Origin of the sequence: Subdoligranulum sp. APC924/74 (genome assembly GCF_003324125.1) — a bacterium.
Lineage (GTDB): Bacteria > Bacillota > Clostridia > Oscillospirales > Ruminococcaceae > Gemmiger > Gemmiger qucibialis.
Genome location: NZ_PSQF01000017.1, coordinates 1 through 19,445, shown reverse-complemented (window position 1 = coordinate 19,445; position 19,445 = coordinate 1). Strand labels below are relative to the sequence as shown.

General features: G+C 56.5%; 19 protein-coding genes. 12 read left to right on the top strand and 7 right to left on the bottom strand.

All coding sequences use genetic code 11. From position 1 onward, the window contains the following. The first annotated feature begins 47 nt into the window (after positions 1-47). The 8 genes from C4885_RS06495 (at position 48) to C4885_RS06460 (ending at position 7,527) form a co-directional block, all read left to right on the top strand. Positions 48-1,325, top strand: coding sequence for a pitrilysin family protein (locus C4885_RS06495; RefSeq protein ID WP_113999559.1), 1,278 nt, complete (start codon positions 48-50; stop codon positions 1,323-1,325). Then, the gene (yfmH, locus tag C4885_RS06490; RefSeq protein WP_113999558.1) at positions 1,322-2,617 is read left to right on the top strand and encodes an EF-P 5-aminopentanol modification-associated protein YfmH; all 1,296 of its coding nucleotides are present in this window, start codon (positions 1,322-1,324) and stop codon (positions 2,615-2,617) included. Before C4885_RS06495 ends, yfmH begins: the two co-directional genes overlap by 4 nt. A gap of 13 nt (positions 2,618-2,630) precedes the next feature. Continuing rightward, positions 2,631-3,758 carry a prolipoprotein diacylglyceryl transferase gene (gene lgt / locus C4885_RS06485; RefSeq protein WP_113999557.1) on the top strand — a complete coding sequence of 376 codons (1,128 nt, stop codon included), beginning with the start codon at positions 2,631-2,633 and terminating at the stop codon, positions 3,756-3,758. A 47-nt stretch (positions 3,759-3,805) separates the two neighbouring features. Continuing rightward, complete coding sequence (gene folD, locus C4885_RS06480; protein ID WP_113999556.1) at positions 3,806-4,666, top strand: bifunctional methylenetetrahydrofolate dehydrogenase/methenyltetrahydrofolate cyclohydrolase FolD; 861 nt, start codon at positions 3,806-3,808, stop codon at positions 4,664-4,666. Between the two features lie 135 nt (positions 4,667-4,801). Further along, positions 4,802-5,113, top strand: a complete 312-nt coding sequence (rplU, locus tag C4885_RS06475; RefSeq protein WP_113999555.1) for a 50S ribosomal protein L21 — start codon at positions 4,802-4,804, stop codon at positions 5,111-5,113. Between the two features lie 14 nt (positions 5,114-5,127). After that, the gene (rpmA, locus tag C4885_RS06470) at positions 5,128-5,379 is read left to right on the top strand and encodes a 50S ribosomal protein L27 (RefSeq protein WP_113999554.1); all 252 of its coding nucleotides are present in this window, start codon (positions 5,128-5,130) and stop codon (positions 5,377-5,379) included. Positions 5,380-5,824: 445 nt separating this feature from the next. Then, the gene (gene obgE / locus C4885_RS06465) at positions 5,825-7,111 is read left to right on the top strand and encodes a GTPase ObgE (protein ID WP_113999553.1); all 1,287 of its coding nucleotides are present in this window, start codon (positions 5,825-5,827) and stop codon (positions 7,109-7,111) included. A gap of 8 nt (positions 7,112-7,119) precedes the next feature. Then, positions 7,120-7,527: a Mini-ribonuclease 3 gene (locus tag C4885_RS06460; RefSeq protein ID WP_113999552.1), complete on the top strand. Its 408-nt coding sequence runs from the start codon at positions 7,120-7,122 to the stop codon at positions 7,525-7,527. Positions 7,528-7,768: 241 nt separating this feature from the next. Here C4885_RS06460 and C4885_RS16430 read toward each other — a convergent pair whose 3' ends face one another. Beyond that, positions 7,769-7,933, bottom strand: coding sequence for a hypothetical protein (locus tag C4885_RS16430; RefSeq protein ID WP_158538824.1), 165 nt, complete (start codon positions 7,931-7,933; stop codon positions 7,769-7,771). A 109-nt stretch (positions 7,934-8,042) separates the two neighbouring features. On the opposite strand from C4885_RS16430, the gene C4885_RS06455 reads away from it, so the two are divergent. The 3 genes from C4885_RS06455 to C4885_RS06445 all read left to right on the top strand — a co-directional run bounded on the left by C4885_RS06455 (position 8,043) and on the right by C4885_RS06445 (position 12,233). Next, complete coding sequence (locus tag C4885_RS06455; RefSeq protein ID WP_113999551.1) at positions 8,043-9,446, top strand: RsmB/NOP family class I SAM-dependent RNA methyltransferase; 1,404 nt, start codon at positions 8,043-8,045, stop codon at positions 9,444-9,446. 286 nt (positions 9,447-9,732) lie between these two features. Then, positions 9,733-10,470 (top strand): YebC/PmpR family DNA-binding transcriptional regulator, encoded by a 738-nt coding sequence (locus C4885_RS06450; protein WP_113999550.1) that lies wholly within the window; start codon positions 9,733-9,735, stop codon positions 10,468-10,470. 98 nt (positions 10,471-10,568) lie between these two features. After that, positions 10,569-12,233 (top strand): PASTA domain-containing protein, encoded by a 1,665-nt coding sequence (locus tag C4885_RS06445; protein ID WP_113999549.1) that lies wholly within the window; start codon positions 10,569-10,571, stop codon positions 12,231-12,233. Positions 12,234-12,457: 224 nt separating this feature from the next. On the opposite strand, the gene rpsR is transcribed toward C4885_RS06445, so the two are convergent. From rpsR to C4885_RS06415, 6 genes are all read right to left on the bottom strand, one after another. Continuing rightward, positions 12,458-12,700, bottom strand: a complete 243-nt coding sequence (gene rpsR, locus C4885_RS06440) for a 30S ribosomal protein S18 (RefSeq protein ID WP_113999548.1) — start codon at positions 12,698-12,700, stop codon at positions 12,458-12,460. A 37-nt stretch (positions 12,701-12,737) separates the two neighbouring features. Continuing rightward, complete coding sequence (locus tag C4885_RS06435) at positions 12,738-13,223, bottom strand: single-stranded DNA-binding protein (RefSeq protein WP_113999547.1); 486 nt, start codon at positions 13,221-13,223, stop codon at positions 12,738-12,740. Positions 13,224-13,272: 49 nt separating this feature from the next. Next, on the bottom strand, positions 13,273-13,557 hold the full coding sequence (gene rpsF, locus C4885_RS06430) for a 30S ribosomal protein S6 (protein ID WP_113999546.1): 285 nt from the start codon (positions 13,555-13,557) through the stop codon (positions 13,273-13,275). Between the two features lie 168 nt (positions 13,558-13,725). After that, complete coding sequence (locus tag C4885_RS06425; RefSeq protein WP_371681641.1) at positions 13,726-15,318, bottom strand: UDP-glucose--hexose-1-phosphate uridylyltransferase; 1,593 nt, start codon at positions 15,316-15,318, stop codon at positions 13,726-13,728. 187 nt (positions 15,319-15,505) lie between these two features. After that, on the bottom strand, positions 15,506-16,435 hold the full coding sequence (locus C4885_RS06420; RefSeq protein ID WP_113999545.1) for a sugar phosphate nucleotidyltransferase: 930 nt from the start codon (positions 16,433-16,435) through the stop codon (positions 15,506-15,508). Between the two features lie 45 nt (positions 16,436-16,480). Further along, positions 16,481-17,527 (bottom strand): RING finger protein, encoded by a 1,047-nt coding sequence (locus C4885_RS06415; protein ID WP_113999544.1) that lies wholly within the window; start codon positions 17,525-17,527, stop codon positions 16,481-16,483. 369 nt (positions 17,528-17,896) lie between these two features. Here C4885_RS06415 and prfB point away from each other — a divergent pair, with 369 nt between their 5' ends. Further along, a complete protein-coding gene (prfB, locus tag C4885_RS06410; protein ID WP_113999543.1) occupies positions 17,897-19,018 on the top strand; it encodes a peptide chain release factor 2 in 1,122 nt (373 codons plus the stop codon). Positions 19,019-19,445 lie beyond the last annotated feature (427 nt).

Genomic DNA, 19,445 nt, shown 5'->3' with positions numbered 1-19,445 from the left:
GGGACCCATCATCCGAGGAATTCGGAAGAAATTCGGAGGATACTGATTTGGAACGTAAAAAACTGGCTCCCGGTGTATTTATCACCACATTGGATGCCGAAAAATTTAACCGCTGCCGCATTACCATCCATCTGCGCTACCCGGCATTGCGCCGCAGCGCAACGGATGCCGCTGTGCTGCCGCTGGTGCTGGAACGCGGCTATGCGGGCTGCCCGGATATGACGGAGCTTTCCCGCAAATTGGCGCGGCTGTACGGTGCTGACCTTGGCGTGGACCAGAGCAGCGCCGGAATTGACCGCGTGCTGACGGTGGACATCTGCGGCATCAAGGATCGCTTTGCCCTTGACGGTGAGAATCTGACCCGTGAATATGCCGATATCGCCTTTGGTACCATCTTTGAGCCGTACCTGATTGATGGTGTGTTTGACCCGGAGGCTGTGCGCATTGAAAAAGAATCCCTGGCCCGCCGCTTGGATGCCGAGTTCAACAATAAGCGCCTGTACTGTGTGCGCCAGGCCCGCCGCAAATTTTACGGCGATTCCCCGGCAGGCATTGAGCTGGGCGGCTACAAAAGTGACCTGCCCAACGTAACGCCCCAGACTCTGAAAGCCGAGTATGACCGCATCCTTTCGCTGGCATCCATTGATGTGATGGTGCAGGGGGCGGATCCCGCCCTGGTGGAAGAGCTGCTGCTGCAAAAGCTGGCTGGCGCTGCCCGCAGCCCCCAGCGCTTTGCCATGCCGCTGGCCATGCCCATTATTGAAACCCAGCACTTCAGCGAGGAAATCCCCGGCCTGACCCAGGCCAAGCTGTGTATGCTGTTTACCCGCGGCACGCCGGAGGACCTGCCCAGCATTACCGTGATGCGGATGGCAATGAGCGTGTTTGGCGGCTCCACCACCAGCCGCCTGTTCCGCAATGTGCGCGAAAAACAGAGCCTTTGCTATTACTGCGGTTCCAGCGCTCTGCGCGCCACCGGTGTGATGATGGTGGATTCCGGCGTGGAGCCGGGCCGCGAAGCCCAAGCCGAAGCTGCGATCCTGAAAGAACTGAACGACCTGTGCACCGGCCCTATCACCGAACAGGAAATGGACGACTGCCGCCGCAGCCTGCTTTCCAGCCTGGATTCGCTGGGAGATTCCCTCGGAGGACTGGAAAGCTGGTACTATGGCCAGATCCTGCGTGACGAAGCGCTGGCCCCGCCGGAATACGGCAAGGTGCTGACCAACGCCGTTACGGCGGACGAAGTGCGCGAAGTGCTGCAGAGTTACCATTACTCTGTTGGCTACACGCTGACAGCAAAAGGGGAGGGAGAAAACGCATGATGGAACACGCAGAACACAGCCCGGCTGCCATCCGGGAAAAAGCCGCGGGGGCGGTCAACTGCCAGAGCGTGACCCTGCCCAGCGGCTTGACGGTTTTGTGCCGCACTATGCCGGGCTACAGCTCGGTACACGCCATGTACGCCACCAACTTTGGCTCCGTTGTGCGGGAATTTACCCTTAACGGCAAACGGATCCAGCTGCCCGCCGGTACCGCGCACTTTCTGGAACACAAAATGTTTGAATCCGAGCAGGGCGATGCATTCGACCTGTATGCCAAAACTGGCGCTGCGGCAAACGCTTTTACCAGCTATGACCGCACCTGCTATATTTTTACCGCAACCGACATGACGGATGAAAACCTGGATATTCTGCTCAACATGGTCGGTCATCCCTGGTTTACCAAGGAGACCATCGCCAAGGAGCAGGGCATCATCGGGCAGGAAATCAAAATGTATGACGACAGCCCGGATTGGCGGCTGCTGACCGCACTGTTCCGCTGCCTGTATAAAAGCCATCCCATCCGGGACGATATCGCCGGCACCACCCAGAGCATTGCCGAGCTGACGCCCGAACTGCTGTACGCCTGCACCGATGCGTTCTACCGCCCCGGCAACATGGTGCTTTCCGTTGCGGGCAACATCACGCTGGATCAGGCTGTGGAAGCCTGCCGCCGCAACGGTGTGTATGACGCAGTGGAACCCCCGCAGGTGGAAACCATCTTCCCGCAGGAAGCCGATACGGTGCAGCACAAAGAAACCACCTTTACCATGCCGGTCAACAAGCCCTGCTTTGCCCTTGGCTACAAGGAAGCCGCCATCAACCGCGGCGATACCCGCATGGAGGTCATCGCAGACCTGCTGCCGGACCTGATCTGCGGCGGGCTGACGAATCTGTACCGCAAGCTGTATGATGAATCGCTGGTCAACCCGGAGTTCAGCGGCGATTATCTTTCCACCGAGGGAGCCTGCATCATCGCTTTTACCGGTGAAAGTGAGACCCCGCGTGAGGTTGCCCAGATGGTGCGGAATGAAATTGCCCGCCTGCGCCAAAACGGCGTAGACCCGGAGCTGTTTACCCTGGTCAAAAACCAGATGTACGGCGAAATGCTGGCTGATGTGGAGAACGTGGACGATGCCGCCGAGGAGATGGGCATGGCCTTCCTGAAAGGCCGCACCCTGGCAGATGAAATTGAAGCGCTGGCCACTTTGACCGTTGACGATGTGAACAAGGCACTGCAAACCATGCTGCTGGAAGAAAACAGCGCCTATATCCAGATCGACCCGAAGGAATGAGGTGTAATGGCAGATGTCTTTTGATGTTCAGTTTCCCGGCCTTGGGCTGGAATTTACCATCAACCGCGTTGCGCTCAGCATTGGCGGTTTCAACATTTACTGGTACGGTGTGATCATCGCCGCGGGCATGGTGCTTGCCATGCTGTTTGCTTTCCGCAATGCGGATGATTTCGGCATCAACTCCGACCGCCTGATCGATGTGATCCTGGTGGGCGCGGTCATGGCAATCGTCTGCGCGCGCATTTATTATATTGTGTTTGCGCCGTTCAAGTATGAAAGCATCTGGCAGATGATCGATATCCGCCAGGGCGGTATTGCCATTTACGGCGCGGTCATCGGCGCATTTGTGTTTGGCGGCCTGATGGCCAAGATCCGCCGCATTCCCATCCTGCCGCTCTTTGATCTGGTTGGGATATGCTTCCTGATTGGTCAGGGCGTGGGCCGCTGGGGCAACTTTGTCAACCAGGAAGCTTTCGGCAGCAACACCACGCTGCCCTGGGGCATGTACAGCGAGGGTACCTATAACTACCTGCTCAGCGTACAGGCCACCCTGGCCGCTGAGGGTGTTACTGTGGACCCCACCCAGCCGGTACACCCGACCTTCCTGTACGAGAGCATCTGGTGCCTGGTGGGGGCTGTGCTGCTGGCAAGCCATATCAAAAAGCGCCGCTTTAACGGCGAACTGTTTCTGCTCTACATCATCTGGTACGGCCTGGGCCGCTACTGGATCGAGGGTCTGCGCACCGATGCGCTGATGGTCACTTCCACCCTGCGCACCAGCCAGCTGGTGGCACTGGTGTCTGTGGCCACGGCGGTGGTGCTGCTGGTGGCCGGGTTGCAGCGATTTAAGGGCGCGCAGCTGATGGTGCCGCTGCAGGTGAGCAACCTGAAAAAACTGGATGCCGCCGGAACTTATTTTGTGGTGGATGAACTGCCCGCAAGTGCGTCCCATCACGAATTTGTTCAGGCCACTGCCGCCATGAACCGCCGCCTGGAGGAATTTGACCTTGACGAAGCGGAAAAAGTGGAAGATAATAGTGACAATGGTGAAGCGATAGAAGAGGGGAATGTGGTAGCCGAACCCCAGCAGCCCGCCGAAGCGCCGGAAGCCCCGGCCCCGGAGGACGAAGCAGGGGAGTAACGTTTAGGTGCATCCTGCACCTGAAAACCACAGGAGGGAATGCAAAGATGAGTGCACAGATCATTGACGGAAAGGCCCTTGCGGCCGCAACCAAAGCCGAAGCTGCCGCCGAAGCAGCGGTCCTGAAAGCCAAGGGCATCGAACCCTGCCTGGCTGTGATTCTGGTGGGCGAAAACCCCGCCAGCCAGGTGTATGTGCGCGGCAAGGTAAAGGACTGCGGCGAATGCGGCATCAAGAGCCTGGAACTGCGCATGCCGGAAACCACCACCCAGGAAGAACTGCTGGCCAAAATTGCAGAGCTGGCAGCCGACAAAACCGTAAACGGCATTCTGGTTCAGCTGCCGCTGCCCAAGCAGATCGATGAGCACGCCGTGATTGACGCCATCCCGCCGGAAAAGGATGTGGACGGTTTTTCCCCTGTCAACGTGGGCCGTATGCAGACCGGCCAACCCTGCTTTTTGCCCTGCACTCCGGCGGGCTGCATCCGCATGATCGAATCTACCGGCACCAAAATTGACGGCAAAAACGCCGTGGTCATCGGCCGTTCCAACATTGTGGGCAAGCCCGCAGCCCTGTTGCTGCTGGCTAAAAATGCAACCGTTACGGTCTGCCATTCCCACACGGCCAACCTGAAAGAAATCTGCGCCAACGCGGATATTCTGGTTGCAGCCGTTGGCCGCGCTGGTTTTGTGACTGGCGATATGGTCAAGCCCGGCGCCGTGGTGATCGATGTCGGCATCAACCGCGGTGCGGACGGCAAGCTGCACGGCGATGTGAACTTTGAGGAAGCAAGCGCCGTGGCGGGTTACATCACCCCGGTGCCCGGCGGCGTTGGCCCCATGACCCGTGCCATGCTGATGAAGAACACCACCCAGGCTGCCGCCATGCAAAATGGCGTTGCTATTTGAAATTATTTCAAAAAGTATCTTGACGGAACCGGGCGCATGTGGTATGATAATTAAGCCGCATGGCATGGGCTCTGCAAGTGTGTGCATTTGCACGCCGCCCCGCATCCAGCGAGACTTATTGAAAGAGGTTATCACATGTACGCAGTTATTCTGACCGGTGGCAAGCAGTACAGCGTCAAAGTTGGCGACAGCATTTTTGTTGAGAAGCTGAACGCTGAGGCTGACAGCGAAGTCACCTTCGAAAAAGTCCTGGCCGTTGGCGAGGAGGGCGCTGTTAAGGTTGGCGCTCCCGTTGTTGAAGGCGCTACCGTTGTCGGCAAGGTCATCAAGAACGGCAAGGGCAAGAAGCTCAACATCATCACCTATCGTCCCAAGAAGGGCAGCATGGTTCGCAAGGGCCATCGTCAGCCCTACACCAAGGTGGAAATCACCGCGATCAACGGCTAAGGAGGTTAAGCACAATGGCACATAAGAAAGGCGTAGGTTCTACCAAGAACGGCCGTGATTCCGAGTCCAAGCGCCTCGGCGTTAAGCGCGGCGACGGTCAGTTTGTTCTGGCCGGCAACATTCTGGTCCGTCAGCGCGGCACCCACATCCATCCGGGTGAGGGCGTCGGCATCGGCAGCGATGACACCCTGTACGCTCTGGTTGATGGCCGCGTTCATTTCGAGCGCGTTGGCCGTGACCGCAAGCGCTGCACTGTCAAGCAGTAAGTAACCTTTTAAGGGCGGGCCGTGCGGCTCGCTCTTTTCTTTTGCCCAAAGGCGAGAACAGGCGGGGAAACGTGGCAAAAGAGTAGCAAGATAGAGGGCCGATTGCAAAACCCCTACAAACCCTTTGCAATGTTTGCAGCGATAAGCAAGGTCTCTCTACGGCAGGGTGAGGGCATCCTGCTCTACAAATATTTTTAATGTTTGCGGCTAGTCATAAAAAGCGATGTAGGGAACGGTCTCGACCGTTCCGACAACGATGCCCAGATGCGTACCCTAAAAAGAAAATATTCCCGCCATTCTGCGTACACACTATATTATAAAATCATAGACTAACCAATCAATCCAATCTTTAATATCCGATTCTGTGCCGCCATTGGCGGTACACCATCATGTTTCATTATTCTCGATTCTTTGTATTTGCAACACCCCCTAAAGGAGGTAACACATGCCCAGTACCAGTAATTTTATTGATGTCGCAACCATCTGGCTGCACGCCGGCAAGGGCGGCGATGGCGCGGTCAGCTTCCACCGTGAAAAGTTCGTCGCGGCTGGCGGCCCGGACGGCGGCGATGGCGGCCGCGGCGGCAATATCGTGTTCCAGGCGGACCCAAACCTGTCCACCTTGATGGACTTCCGCTATAAGCGCAAGTATACCGCCCCCGATGGCGAAAATGGCCGCGGTGCCCGCCAGAAAGGCAAGGATGCCGATGACCTGGTCATCCGCGTGCCCCGCGGCACCGTGCTGAAAGAAGCCGAGACCGGCCTGGTCGTGGCAGATCTTTCCGGCGATGCCCCGGTGGTTGTGGCCAAGGGTGGCCGCGGCGGTTGGGGTAATGCCCGCTTTGCCACCCCCACCCGTCAGATCCCGCGCTTTGCCAAGCCCGGTCTGCCCGGTGAGGATATGCACCTGACTCTGGAATTGAAAGTGATCGCGGATGTTGGCCTGATCGGCTTCCCCAATGTTGGCAAGTCCACCCTGATCAGCACCATCAGCGCGGCACGCCCCAAAATTGCAAACTATCACTTTACCACGCTGACCCCCGTTCTGGGCGTTGTGCGCGTTGGCCCGGAACAGAGCTTTGTCTGCGCCGATATCCCTGGCCTGATCGAAGGTGCTGCCGATGGCGTTGGTCTGGGCCATGACTTCCTGCGCCATGTGGAGCGCTGCCGCCTGCTGCTGCATGTGGTGGATGTTTCCGGCTGCGAGGGCCGCGACCCCAAGGAGGACTTTGAGCAGATCAACCACGAGCTGGAGGGCTTCTCCGCAGATCTGGCTACCCGCCCGCAGATTGTTCTGGGAAACAAGTGTGATATCGCAACCCCCGAACAGGTAGAAGAATTCAAGCAGTTTGTGGAAGCCAAGGGGCTGACCTTTGTGCCCATCTCCGCCGCAACCCGCCAGGGGGTGGATGCCCTGCCTGCCCTGGTGTACAGCCGCCTGAAAGAGCTGCCGCCGGTCAAGGTGTTTGAGGCAGAGTACGTTAAACCCAGCTTGGTTGATGCCCTCACCAGACCCTTTACCGTGGAGCGCACCGGTGCCCACGAGTTTACCGTGGACGCCCCCTGGCTGGAGCGTATTCTGGCCGGTACCAACGTGGAGGACTATGAAAGCCTGCAGTATTTCCAGACCCAGCTGGGCGATTCCGGTATTCTGGATGAGCTGGTCCGCCAGAACGTGGAAGAGGACGATACCATCAAGATCGGCGAATACGAGTTCGATTACGTTTATTGAGGCACGCCATGTTATTTGAAGCACACCCGGAAATTGATATCCACGAAATGTCACCGCTGGCGCTGGCTTTTGCGGGGGATGCCGTGCTGGAACTGCTGGTCCGCCAGCGTCTGGTGGAAACATCCCGCCTGCAGCCGGGTCGGCTGCACAGCGTGGCAACGCATTATGTATCTGCCCACGCGCAGAACCAGGAGCTTGCCCTTATTGAGCCGATGCTGACCGAGGAAGAGCAGAACATTTTGCGCCGCGGCAAAAATGCCAGCAAAGCCAGCGTGGCCAAGCATGCCACCGCGCAGGAATACCGCGCCTCCACAGGCTTTGAGTGCCTGCTGGGCTGGCTGCACCTGATGGGCCGGGATGACCGGATCGAAGAACTGTTTGAAACGATCTGGAAAAATTATACCCCGGAACAATAAGTGTCTGTGCGCAGAAACACAAGCTGCAACAAAGCCGGTGCCCAGCAAACGGCACCGGCTTTTTGCGTGGCGGCACAATAAAATAGGCAGTGCTGTTGATATAGCACTGCCTTAGACTGCCAAATAGCGCTCCGTAGGGGCAGACATCGTTCGCCCGCGGCCGCTTGCCCTGTGCATAACCTTAAAAATGCGTTTTGAAGCCAAATTTTTCAATATGCATCTGGCTTTTCAGGGCAAAGCATCACTTCTTTTTGCTGCCGTCGTCCTTGCCCTTGGTGCCGCAGCCACAGCCGCAGTCTGTGGTGGAATTGGTGGTTTTCTGCGTGGTACTCTGGGTAGCTTTCTGGCTGGCCTTGCGGGTATTGCAGTTCTGGGTCTTGTTCTGTTCGTTGGTGCTGCGTGCCATATGCGGGTACTCCTTTCAAAATCAAAAAAGCAATTTGGGGCCGGGTTCCACCGGCTCTGCCAATAGTCTGCCCAGCCTTGCCGCTGATATGCAAAATGGAGGTTGATCCATGATAATTTCACAACTGCCGGAACTGTTTGTTCAGCGGGAGCGCGCCCTGCTTGGCCCGCGGTTTGATGCAATGTTTTCCTATCCGGGGCAGGGGGCGGTGCGTGGGGCCAGCGTGAATGCCCTGCGCTGTACGCCGCAGCAGTTTGCTGCGCTGGCGGATTTCCCACTGGAAGCATCGCCGTTTTGCGCGTCCGCTTTTGTGGTGCCGCAGCCGGATTGGAAACCCGGCCGCCACCCCTACCACCATGCGGGAGCCTTTTATGCGCAGGAACCCAGCGCCAGCGCCCCGGCTGCGCTGCTGGATGTGCACCCCGGTATGCGGGTGGCAGACCTGTGCGCTGCGCCGGGCGGCAAAACCAGCCAGCTGGCTGCCGCACTGGCCGGGCATGGCGTGCTGCTGGCCAACGAGTTTGTGGCTGCCCGCGCCGAAGTTCTGCGCCAGAATCTGGAGCGCATGGGCGTGACCAACGCCATTGTGACCAACGAGGACACCGCCCGCCTGGCTGCCGCGTACCCCGGCCAGTTTGACCGCATTCTGGTGGATGCCCCCTGTTCCGGCGAGGGGATGTTCCGCAAGGAAAGCGTTGCCGTGACCCAGTATGACCAGCCCCTGCTGGATCGCTGCGCCGCTTTGGGGGCAGAGATTCTGGAAAACGCCGCGGCCATGCTGGCGCCGGGCGGAATTTTAGTCTATTCCACCTGCACCTTTGCGCCGGGGGAAGATGAAGGGCAGATCGCAGCTTTCCTGGCAAGGCATCCGGAGTTTACCCTGTGTGATCTTTCCGGCTGCGGCTTTGGCCAGCCCGGTGAAGCCAACCGGACAGGGGACTATCCGTTACAGGCAGAATACTGCCGCCGCATCTGGCCCTGTGATGGCGGCGAGGGCCATTTTATGGCCAAACTGCAAAAGGCGGCGGATGCCCCGGCGGTGGAACTGCCGTGCGGCAAAAACGGTAAAGGAAAAGGCGGCAAAACACCCCGTGTGGATGCCAAGGCATTGCAGGCGTGGCAGAGCTTTGCCAAAGAGCTTTTCCCCACATTGGTGGGCCAGCCCATTGCAGTAGTGGGGGACGGCTTTTTGCTGGAGCCGCCCGCCCTGCTGCCCGCGGCAAAGCTGCATGTGCTGCGCGCCGGGGTGCCCGCGGGCCGCGCGGCAAAAGGGCGCTTTGAACCGGCCCACGCGCTGTTTATGGCTTACGGTGCCCAGTGCACCAATTGCGAGGAGCTGACCTTGGCGGATCCGCGCACCGCAGCGTGGCTGCGCGGGGAAGAGATCGAAGCCCAAACCGCCCAGAACGGCTGGTGTGCTGTGCTGGTGGATGGCTTCCCCCTCGGCGGGGGCAAGGCCAGCGGGGGCCGCATTAAGAACCATTACCCCAAAGCTCTGCGCAACCTGAAATGACCGTAAAAATAGTGCAGACATAAAAGCGGAAAGGGAAAGCTGCAACCATAGCCCCGTTTCCGTCAACATGGTTAGCACTTGAAAAAAGTTCGTTCTGCATTTACAAAACGTTTGCCGCTTTTGTTTTCAAATACATCCAGAAAAACACCGCCAAAACATTGAAAACGGCATAGAAATGTGCTATACTATACTAATGTAATTTGTCGGTTCGCGCACTTTGCGCAAAGTGCGGGAATCTTACCGCCTTCAATGTGCGGTTACACATCAATTTTTTAGGGGGATTTTCATGTCCGGACATAGCAAATGGAATAACATTAAGCGCAAGAAAGAAAAGACCGATGGCGCCCGTGCCAAGGTTTTCACCAAGATCGGCCGCGAGATCGCTGTTGCCGTTAAGGAAGGCGGCGGCAACCCCGCTTCCAACTCCAAGCTGGCAGCCCTGATTGCTAAGGCTAAGGCGAACAGTGTGCCGAATGATAACATTCAGCGCATCATCAAGCGCGCCGAGGGCGGCGATAAGACCGAGTACGAAGCAATTACCTATGAAGGTTACGGCCCCGGCGGCATTGCCGTTATGGTCGAAACCCTGACCGATAACCGCAACCGTACCGCTGCCAACATGCGCCATTACTTTGATAAGTTTGGCGGCAACCTGGGCCAGATGGGCTGCGTTGGCTTCATGTTCACCCAGAAGGGTGTGATCGTGGTTGACCTGGAAGATGCCGACCCCGACCAGCTGATGATGGATGCTCTGGATGCCGGTGCCGAGGACTTTGATGCAGGCGAAGAGGCTGCACAGGTCACCACTGATCCCGATAACTTCACCGCTGTGTGCAACGCACTGGAAGAAAAGGGCTATAAGTTCATTTCTGCCGATGTGGCACAGGTTCCTTCCACCACCACCGCCCTGACCGATCCGGATCAGCTGGTCAACATGGGCAAGCTGCTGGACGCACTGGACGATGACGACGACGTGCAGAACGCATGGACTACCCTGGAGAATGAAGAAGACCTGGACCGCTGATTGGCAGCCAAGGTTTGAGCTTGAATGTTTAAGGAGGCGCGCAAAAGCCGGATATTTCGGTTTTTACGCGCCTTCTTTTTACACAAAGGAGCCATGTTATGAGCCAACTTCCCCTTTGCCCGCACTGCCTGGAACCCGTGCGCAGCGGCTACCATGGCAGCTGCCCCAACTGCGGCAAGTCCCTGGAAAACCATAACCCCGAAGGCGCGCTGCCCCTTGGCACCCAACTGGGCGGGCATTACACCGTGGGTGAATACCAGAGCGCCGACGGCGACGGCCTGTGCTACCGCGGTGTGGATAATGATGAACGTCGGTTTGTGCTGATCAAAGAGTATTTCCCGGTAACGCTGTGCAATGGCCGCAGCCCGGATGGCGACCTGATGCCCAAAGAGGGCCGGGAAGTGCTGTTCAAAACCAGCCGGATGGATTTCAAAGATTTGTACGATGACCTGCACCGCATCACCCCGGCAACCGGCCTTTCGCAGATTCTGGATGTGATGGAAGAAAACAACACCGTATACGCGGTGGAGGAAACCGAGAAGGGCATGACCCTGACCCATTACCTCAAACTGCGCGCCCGCACCCTGACCCCCGTGGAGGCCCGAACCTTGTTGCAGCCCGTGATGGAGGGGGTGGCCCTGCTTCACAAGGCCGGGCTGATCCACCGTGGCATCTGCCCGGATAACATCCTGCTGCCCATTGACGGTGCCGCCCGGCTGACCGGGTATGGCACGCTGGCCCTGCGCACGGCAGGCAGCGAGCTGAAAAGCCAGCTTTACCCCGGCTATGCGGCACCGGAACAGTATTCAGCGGCGGAATTCTCTGGACGGTACACCGATGTGTACGCTCTGGCGGCGGTCACTTACCGACTGGTAACGGGCCAGGTGCCGGTGGCAGCCCCGCAGCGCAAGGTACGGGACAGTATGGAGAACGCCCACAGCCTGGAATCTGGTGTGCCGACCTATTTTTCTCAGGTGCTGACCTGCGCCATGCGGCTGGACCCCGCCAAGCGGATGCAGACGGTACCGGAGCTGATGAGCGCCTTGACTGATCCCACCGTGGCGAACGCCATGTTTGAAAAAGGCGAAAACCAGGTATCCACCAAAAAGATTCTGGCGGCTTCCATGGTGGTCATCTTTGTGTTGGTGGTGCTGTTGCTGTGGAGTCTGCTGAAAGGCGGCAAGGGGAGCGATACAAAACCGGCAGTTTCCAGTGCGGCATCCACCGGCACATCGGCTTCCAGCACGACCAACAGTGATGTGGAAGTTTACCCGGACCTTGTGGGAAAGAACTATAAGACCGATATCAAAAATAACACGCTGTATACCCATTACCGCATTGCCATGACGGAGGATTTCAGCTCCACTGTACCGGAGGGCTGCGTCATCAGGCAGGAGCCGGTGGCCGGAACGCTGGTCACGGAACAGGCACCCACCATCCAGTTAGTAGTCAGCAAAGGCCCCATGCTGGTAGAAATGCCGGACATCATCGGCTGGACGCAGAACAACGCCAGCAAAAAGCTGGATGAATCCGGCATCAACTATAGCATGCAGATCATTGAAAACGATGGCCAGTACGCAGAGAACTGCGTTGTAAAATGCGATGTGAGCAAAGGCACCAAGTTTGATGCAGATGAGACTGTTGTGACGGTGTATATCGCCGGGGCACGCAACGATGCGTTTGCGGTGGATTCATCGCCCACACCCTCCGAACAGCCCAACTGGGCGGACAGCACAGACCCTGCTGCAACAGCAGCACCGTGATAGCAACGGCAGAAGAATAAACCTAAGGCCCCGGCATTACAGGAAAGACAACCTGTTGTGCCGGGGCCGCTTTTATTCGCGCCGCCGCGGGCGGCGCACCAACATGATTCTTTATTCTCTATTCATTATTATTTATAAAAAATCAACCAAACAAAAATCCCCCGCCGCAGGCCTTGCAGCCTGAGCGGCGGGGGATTGCTGTGCTTATTCAGCAGCCGTTAAAATCAATCGCTGACGTACGGCATAAGAGCCATATGGCGAGCACGCTTGATAGCAACGGTCAGCTCGCGCTGATGGAAAGCGCAAGTGCCGGTGACGCGGCGGGGAATGATTTTGGAACGCTCGCTGACGTATTTGCGCAGGCGGGGCAGATCCTTGTAATCAATGCGGTCGATGCGATCAACGCAGAAGCTGCAAACCTTTTTGCGGCCGCGATGCATCGGACGAGAAGAACGATCCATAGCCATGATCCGGTTACCTCCTTGTAAAATTGGTATAATCGATTCAGAACGGCAAATCGCCCTCGTCCTCAATCAGTGCAAAGTCATCGTTGCTGCCAGCCGAATAGGCGGGAGCAGCGGGCTGCGCTGCGGGACGGGAATAATCAGCCGGTGCTGCAGGAATCGGAGCGGACGCCATCGGCGCGCCCATACCAGCAGCGGGATTCTGGGATTTGGGAGTAACAAAATTAATGTTACTGGCCACGATCTCGATCGCAGTGCGGTTGTTGCCGCTCTTATCCTGATAGTTACGGCTCTGCAGACGGCCATCAATGGCAATCATGGAACCTTTCTGGAAATAACGGCAGACAAACTCAGCGGAGCGGTCCCAGGCGACAACATCAAAGAAGTCGGCCTGGTTCTGGCCATTGGCATCGCGGCGCCCACGGTCACAGGCAACGCGGAACGAAGCCACGTTTTTGCCGGTCGTCGTCTGGCGCAGCTGCGGATCCGCAACAAGGCGGCCCATAAGAACAACCACATTCAGCATAATTCAGTTACTCCTTCCCAACACGCACACCAGGGTGCGTGGCGCTCAATCAGGCTTCCTCGGCAACGATAATGCTGCGGAGAACGCCTTCGGTGATACGGTAGTTACGATCCAGCTCTGCGGGGAAATCCGGCTCGCTGGTGAACTTGATCACGGTATAAACGCCCTCGGTTTCGTCTTCGATGGGGTAGGCGAGACGGCGCTTGCCCCAATCATCGACAGAATCGATCGTACCGTTTGCTTCGATCAGGGACTTGAACTTGCCGATCAGGGCAGCGGAAGCCTCCTCATCCAGAGCAGAACTGGTAACCAACATGGTTTCATACTTAGCCATTTTCTGTGCACCTCCTTTTGGACTTTAGGCCCTTGCCTTTACGCAAGGGCAAGGATGTGTGTCTTGCTTGACACAGCAACTTATTATATCAAGCAGAATCACCTTTTGTCAAGGTGTATTTTGCAGGATATCAAAAATATTTTGCCGCTTTTGGCGGGAACGCGCATTTTATGCCTTACGGTAACCAACGCTTTCCATAAATTTCAGGAAAGCTGCCTGCCCGGCGGCATCCTGCTTGAAGACACCGGCGTTTTCAAGCACATGGCTGAACACAATACCGATCTCATCCCGCAGAACAGCCTCAGCTTTTTCACGCTTCAGGCCGGTGCCGTACTTTTTGATCAGACCATCGATCCAGTCAGCGTGTACAGCCAGCGGGCTGCCAGCTTCGCGGCTGGTGTTGGGGGCGGAACCGGTCAGGATATCGGCAATGGCGGCGCTCTGATCTTTCAGGCGGGCGGGCAGGATGGCCAGGCCCATTACCTCAATCAGGCCGATATTCTCTTTTTTGATGTTGTGGTATTCCTTGTGCGGGTGGAAGATGCCGTCCGGATACTGTTCGGTGGTGCGGTTGTTGCGCAGCGCCAGGTCCAGAATGTAGCCGTCATTCTCATCATAGTGCAGAATGGGGGTGACAGTGTTGTGCGGGGTATCGCCGGTGTGGGCGATGATATCTACGCTGGTATCGCTGTAATCACGCCAGGTACGCAGGATGTCGTCCGCGGCATTCTGCACTTCCTGGGAACTGCGGCCCACCAGGCGCACGGTGGAAACCGGCCAGTTGACGATACCGGCTTTCACGCCGGTGTAGCGCACGTTGCGCAGCGGTACGGCGATATGCGCTTTCTGCATGGGGAAGACATAGCGCCCGCCCTGGAAATGGCTGTGGCTCAGGATGCTGCCGCCTACAATAGGCAGGTCAGCGTTGGAACCGCAGGTGTAATGGGGGAACTGTGCCACAAAGTCAAAAATTTCAGCCAGGGTATGGCGGTCCATCTCCATGGGCTTGTGGCTGTCGTTCAGCATGATGCAGTGCTCATGGAAATAGGCATAGGGGCTGTATTGCAGATAGAACGTTTCACCGGCCAGGTTCATGGGCACAATGCGATGGGTCTGGCGGGCAGGGAAGTTGATGCGCCCCGCATAGCCGATATTCTCCTTGCACAGCATGCACTTGGGGTAGCTGGCAGCGGGCTGCAGCCGCTCCATGGCAATCACTTTGGGGTCTTTTTCCGGTTTGGTCAGGTTGATGGTAATTTCCAGCTCACCGTAAGGGGTGGCCGTGTTCCACTGGATGTTCTTGGCAATTTGCGCCGTGCGGATGTAGTTGGACACAACGCACAGATCATAGAACCAGTCCGTGGCAGCTTTGGGGCCGCCCTTGGCATACAGTTTGCGGAACTTGCGGCAGACTTCGCTTTCGCGCGGCATCAGGGCACCCATCATGCGGGTTTCAAAGTTGATGCGGTACTGCGGCACACTGCCGTCAAACAGGCCCTTGGCGGCGGCAAGCTCCACCATCTCGTCCAGCAGGGCAGCGGGGGTGTCAAAATCCTCTTTGGGCACATTTTCCTCGCTGGGCTGGGCCAGACCCAGCAGATCCAGCAGGGTGTTGCGGGCTACAATGGCATCCAGCTCCTTGATGAGCTTGTGTTTGCGGCCAAAGCGCAGCAGGCGCTCCACATCCAGGGCAAGTGCGGCATCACGCTGTTCGGCAGTCATTGCGGAAATGTTCACGGCTTCGATGTTTTGTTTCGGCATCTGTACATCCCTCCTACATTTACGATACCGCATTTTACCCTCACTTTCCATGGTGCAAAATCCCATGCTTTTGTAGTTTTCAATCAAAAGAGGTGAACCCGCGGAAAGATTTCTGTGCGGTTCGCACATTCTCTGGCTCCGGGATTCACCCCTTTGATTTATTTCATTCGGTTTGCAACGGGCGGGCTCAGTGCTTCAGGTCGCTGAACAGGTTTTTCTGGTAAACGCCATCGGCCACCAGTTTGGCAAAGCTGTCAATCACGGTCTGCTTATCCTCTTTATAGGTAACGCCGAACCACTTGTCATGGGTGGGCAGCACCTGAACGGTCACGGCATTCTTTTCCAGCAGCTCGCCAATATAGATGGGCAGCAGGTACTCGGCCTTCAGCGGGTTGGCGGGAACGCTCTTCTCAAAGAACTCCACAAAACCGTCCTCCAGCACCTTCACGAACTCCGGTGTCAGGCCCCAGAAATTCATCGAAACCAGGCTCTCCGGGTCAATGGCCTTGCCCTCAACGGCAGCGCCGTCAGCGGTCTTTTCAATGCCGGAAGTCTCCACAACATCGGTCAGGTAGCCTTCGGCGTTCATCTGGCAGACACCGCGGGTCACAGCGCCGTTGTCGCTCAGGGTGTTCTTCAAAACAAAGCCGGCCATGGACAGGGCGTTCGGTTTGTCCGGGGTGTAGCCCTGCAGGAAGTTGTGAATCTGGACAAAAGCTTCCTTGCCATAGTAGTCGTCAGCATTGATAACGGCGAACGGCTCCTTGATGACATTCTTGCAGGCCAGAACTGCCTGGCCGGTGCCCCAGGGCTTGCTGCGCTCAGCGGGAACTTCGTACCCGGCGGGGATGGCGTCCTTCTCCTGGAAAGCATAGGCAATCTCAATGCCCAGGTCGGCACAGGTCTTTTCAATGCGGTTGCCGATGGCTTCCTTGAAAGCCTCCTCAATGTCGTGGCGGATGATAAAGACAATCTTGTCAAACCCGGCTTCGATGGCATCATGGATGGAGTAATCCATGATGATCTCGCCGTTGGGGCCGACAGCGGCCAGCTGCTTGATGCCGCCGCCAAAGCGGGAGCCGATGCCGGCTGCCATAATGACCAATGCTGTTTTCATACATTTTCCTCCTGAAATATCGCTTATCCTTACTTCTTCATATTTTTACATCGTCAAAAACCGGATTACGGCGTTCAGGTCCGGTCCCATCAGGAAAGATCCCAGAACCCCGGCTGCGATGTAAACACCAAGGTAGATAAAAACGGCTGCCCAGCTGGTGCCGCCGGTTGCGGCCAGGGCATCGCTGCGTTGCGGGCCTTCGGGGCAGCGGTCATAAACGCGGTGAATGCGGCGTTCGCTTTCTTTTTTATACCAGTACACAGCAAACAGGCCGCGAATAACCATCTGGATAAAGTTCAGCACATAGCATACCTGCATGGCCGTGGGAATTAGCCGCAAAAACGGCATACCCACCATCCACTCCGCACCGGATACCGCCATCAGGTACAGCAGGGAGGGCAGCGTCACAATAAAATCCAGCAGCGCAAAAAGAACACCCTGCTTCCACATTTTGCGGTAGAAGAAATAGAAAGGCCCAAGGAAAAAGGCGGAGAACGAGATGACTGCCTTGCGCCGGGTTTCCTGCATGCGGAAGAACTGCATCATATAATAAATGCTGGACGGCCCAACATAGCTGGCCCAGTCCCGCGCCTTGATGCCGTCAATCGGGTCATCGGGGCCGACTTCCTTGCAGGTAAAGCCATCCGGCCCCATGCTGCCTGCACTGAAAAAGTCCTGGTCGGGTGCCTGTTCTTGGCGCGGTGCCTGGCGATACTGCGGGGCGCCGCCGGCCTGGTAGCTGCCGTTGGCGTACACCGGGCCGTTGCCGCCGGGGGCGGGGTGATCCTGCTGGTACTGCACGTTATCCGGGTGGTCCGGCAGCGAAACGCCGCAGTGGTTGCAGTATTTTGCGCCCAGCGGGTTATGGGTGCCGCAGTTGGGGCAGACGATATCATCCGGCCGGTCGGAAATCACGTTGTCCGGGGTCCATTCAAACCCGGCAGCGTGGTCTGCCTGATGCACGCAGACACCGACCTTTTTCCAGCATTCGCGGTGGTACGGTGTGCCGCAGTCCGGGCAGACAACGATATCATCTGCTTCTTTGAATTTTTGTTTGCATACGGGGCAGGTATTGCCCTTGTAATCAGCCATGTGTGGTCCTCCGAATTTTCAGGGTGGGGGAGTGTTATCCTGCCCATCCATCTTGTTCCGCTGCGGCCAAAAAGGCGCAAACGAAATAATTTAGCCATATTATACACCATATGTCCATGGAAAGCAAAGAACTTTTCGTGAATAAGCGGGCAGAAAGCGGATTTTTGCAGAATATTTGCAGATTTTGGCCTGTCGATAGCTGGTGTGTATCAAAAAAAGTAGAAGCCGATTTTAATCTGCATGCCTGTAACGTGCAGATCATGCCGTGTGTTTTATACCTCTTTACAAGAAATAAGATTTGCGTTATACTGATAGCATCTTGATTTATGCGTATCTTTATTTTTAATGATTGACCAAGGGGTAGCAAATATGATCACCATTGACGAATTGAAATTTAAGCTCGGCGGGCTGGAAACTGCGGTAAACGACCTGCGCGATGCCCTTTCCATTGAAGCGAGCGAAAAGCGCCTGGCAGAGCTGGAACACCAGATGACGTTGCCCGGTTTTTATGATGACCAGGAAAAAAGCCAGAAAGTCATCGGCGAGATGGGCGAAGTGAAAAATAAGCTGGAGCGCTTCGGCAAACTTTCCACCCAGTACGAGGAAGCCCAGACCCTGCTGGAAATGATTGAGGAAGAAAATGATCCCTCTCTGGCAGCAGAAGGTGAAGAAGCTGTGAACGGCGTGGAGAAATCCATTGACGAACTGCAGCTGATGACCATGCTGAACGGCGAGTACGACCATTCCAACGCTATCCTGACTTTCCATGCAGGCACCGGCGGCACCGAAGCACAGGACTGGGCCGAGATGCTGACCCGTATGTACACCCGCTGGGCCGAAGCCCACGGCTACACCGTGGAAGTTCTGGATGTGCTGGAAGGCGATGAAGCCGGTATCAAGTCCGCTTCTATGATGATTAAGGGTGCCAACGCTTACGGTATGCTGAAAAGTGAAAACGGCGTGCACCGCCTGGTGCGCATCAGCCCGTTTGATGCCAACGCCCGCCGCCAGACCAGCTTTTCCAGCCTGGAGGTTATGCCGGAACTGGATAACAATATTAAAGTCGAGATCAACCCGGCGGATATTGAAATGCAGGTTTACCGTTCTTCCGGTGCAGGCGGCCAGCACATCAACAAAACGTCTTCCGCTGTGCGTTTGATCCACAAGCCCACCGGCATTGTCACTTCCTGCCAGACCCAGCGCAGCCAGCTGCAGAACCGTGAGTACGCCATGGAAATGCTGAAAGCCAAGCTGTACCAGATCGCTCTGCAGCAGCACAAGGATAAGGTGGATGACATCAAGGGTGTGCAGAATGAAATCGCCTGGGGCCACCAGATCCGCAGTTATGTGTTCATGCCGTACACCCTGGTCAAGGACCACCGTACCAACTATGAAAGCGGCAATGTGCAGGCCGTGATGGATGGCGACCTGGACGGTTTCATCTATGCTTACCTGAAAGCATCTTCCCGCGGTGAACTGCAGGATGTATAATTAAAATAGAATAAAGAAATATCCATCCGGCGCGCATGGCCTGAACAAAGGGCTGTGCGCGCTTTGCTTTTTGGCGGGTAAAAACAGGTGAACCTGCTGCAAAAACCGCCGCAGTTTTGCATAAAGTGACCAAAGTGTACGGCATACCCGGCGGGACCAGTTGCATTTTTCGGCAAGCCTGCTATAATACATGCAGTATTGCCAGCAAACATTAAAATTGTGTTAATATGGCCTTGGGGTGTATCTGAAAAGTCGAAAATATAGTCTATTTCTAGAAATGCAGCCGGATTTTACGTTAAGGCAATACCGCACAATTCTAAGTGCCGATACGGCGAGCGAGGCACGGCAGATGCTAAGCCAAAAGCGCAGATAATACTGGATGCTGCAAAGGTGAGCGCCGCCAGTGGCGGAAACAGCGAACCGAAGC

Coding starts and splice junctions, on each gene's coding strand:
- yfmH (WP_113999558.1), top strand. CDS start 1,322: ATGATGGAACACGCAGAACACAGCCCGGCTGCCATCCGGGAAAAAGCC.
- lgt (WP_113999557.1), top strand. CDS start 2,631: ATGTCTTTTGATGTTCAGTTTCCCGGCCTTGGGCTGGAATTTACCATC.
- folD (WP_113999556.1), top strand. CDS start 3,806: ATGAGTGCACAGATCATTGACGGAAAGGCCCTTGCGGCCGCAACCAAA.
- rplU (WP_113999555.1), top strand. CDS start 4,802: ATGTACGCAGTTATTCTGACCGGTGGCAAGCAGTACAGCGTCAAAGTT.
- rpmA (WP_113999554.1), top strand. CDS start 5,128: ATGGCACATAAGAAAGGCGTAGGTTCTACCAAGAACGGCCGTGATTCC.
- obgE (WP_113999553.1), top strand. CDS start 5,825: ATGCCCAGTACCAGTAATTTTATTGATGTCGCAACCATCTGGCTGCAC.
- C4885_RS06460 (WP_113999552.1), top strand. CDS start 7,120: ATGTTATTTGAAGCACACCCGGAAATTGATATCCACGAAATGTCACCG.
- C4885_RS16430 (WP_158538824.1), bottom strand. CDS start 7,933: ATGGCACGCAGCACCAACGAACAGAACAAGACCCAGAACTGCAATACC.
- C4885_RS06455 (WP_113999551.1), top strand. CDS start 8,043: ATGATAATTTCACAACTGCCGGAACTGTTTGTTCAGCGGGAGCGCGCC.
- C4885_RS06450 (WP_113999550.1), top strand. CDS start 9,733: ATGTCCGGACATAGCAAATGGAATAACATTAAGCGCAAGAAAGAAAAG.
- C4885_RS06445 (WP_113999549.1), top strand. CDS start 10,569: ATGAGCCAACTTCCCCTTTGCCCGCACTGCCTGGAACCCGTGCGCAGC.
- rpsR (WP_113999548.1), bottom strand. CDS start 12,700: ATGGCTATGGATCGTTCTTCTCGTCCGATGCATCGCGGCCGCAAAAAG.
- C4885_RS06435 (WP_113999547.1), bottom strand. CDS start 13,223: ATGCTGAATGTGGTTGTTCTTATGGGCCGCCTTGTTGCGGATCCGCAG.
- rpsF (WP_113999546.1), bottom strand. CDS start 13,557: ATGGCTAAGTATGAAACCATGTTGGTTACCAGTTCTGCTCTGGATGAG.
- C4885_RS06425 (WP_371681641.1), bottom strand. CDS start 15,318: ATGCCGAAACAAAACATCGAAGCCGTGAACATTTCCGCAATGACTGCC.
- C4885_RS06420 (WP_113999545.1), bottom strand. CDS start 16,435: ATGAAAACAGCATTGGTCATTATGGCAGCCGGCATCGGCTCCCGCTTT.
- C4885_RS06415 (WP_113999544.1), bottom strand. CDS start 17,527: ATGGCTGATTACAAGGGCAATACCTGCCCCGTATGCAAACAAAAATTC.
- prfB (WP_113999543.1), top strand. CDS start 17,897: ATGATCACCATTGACGAATTGAAATTTAAGCTCGGCGGGCTGGAAACT.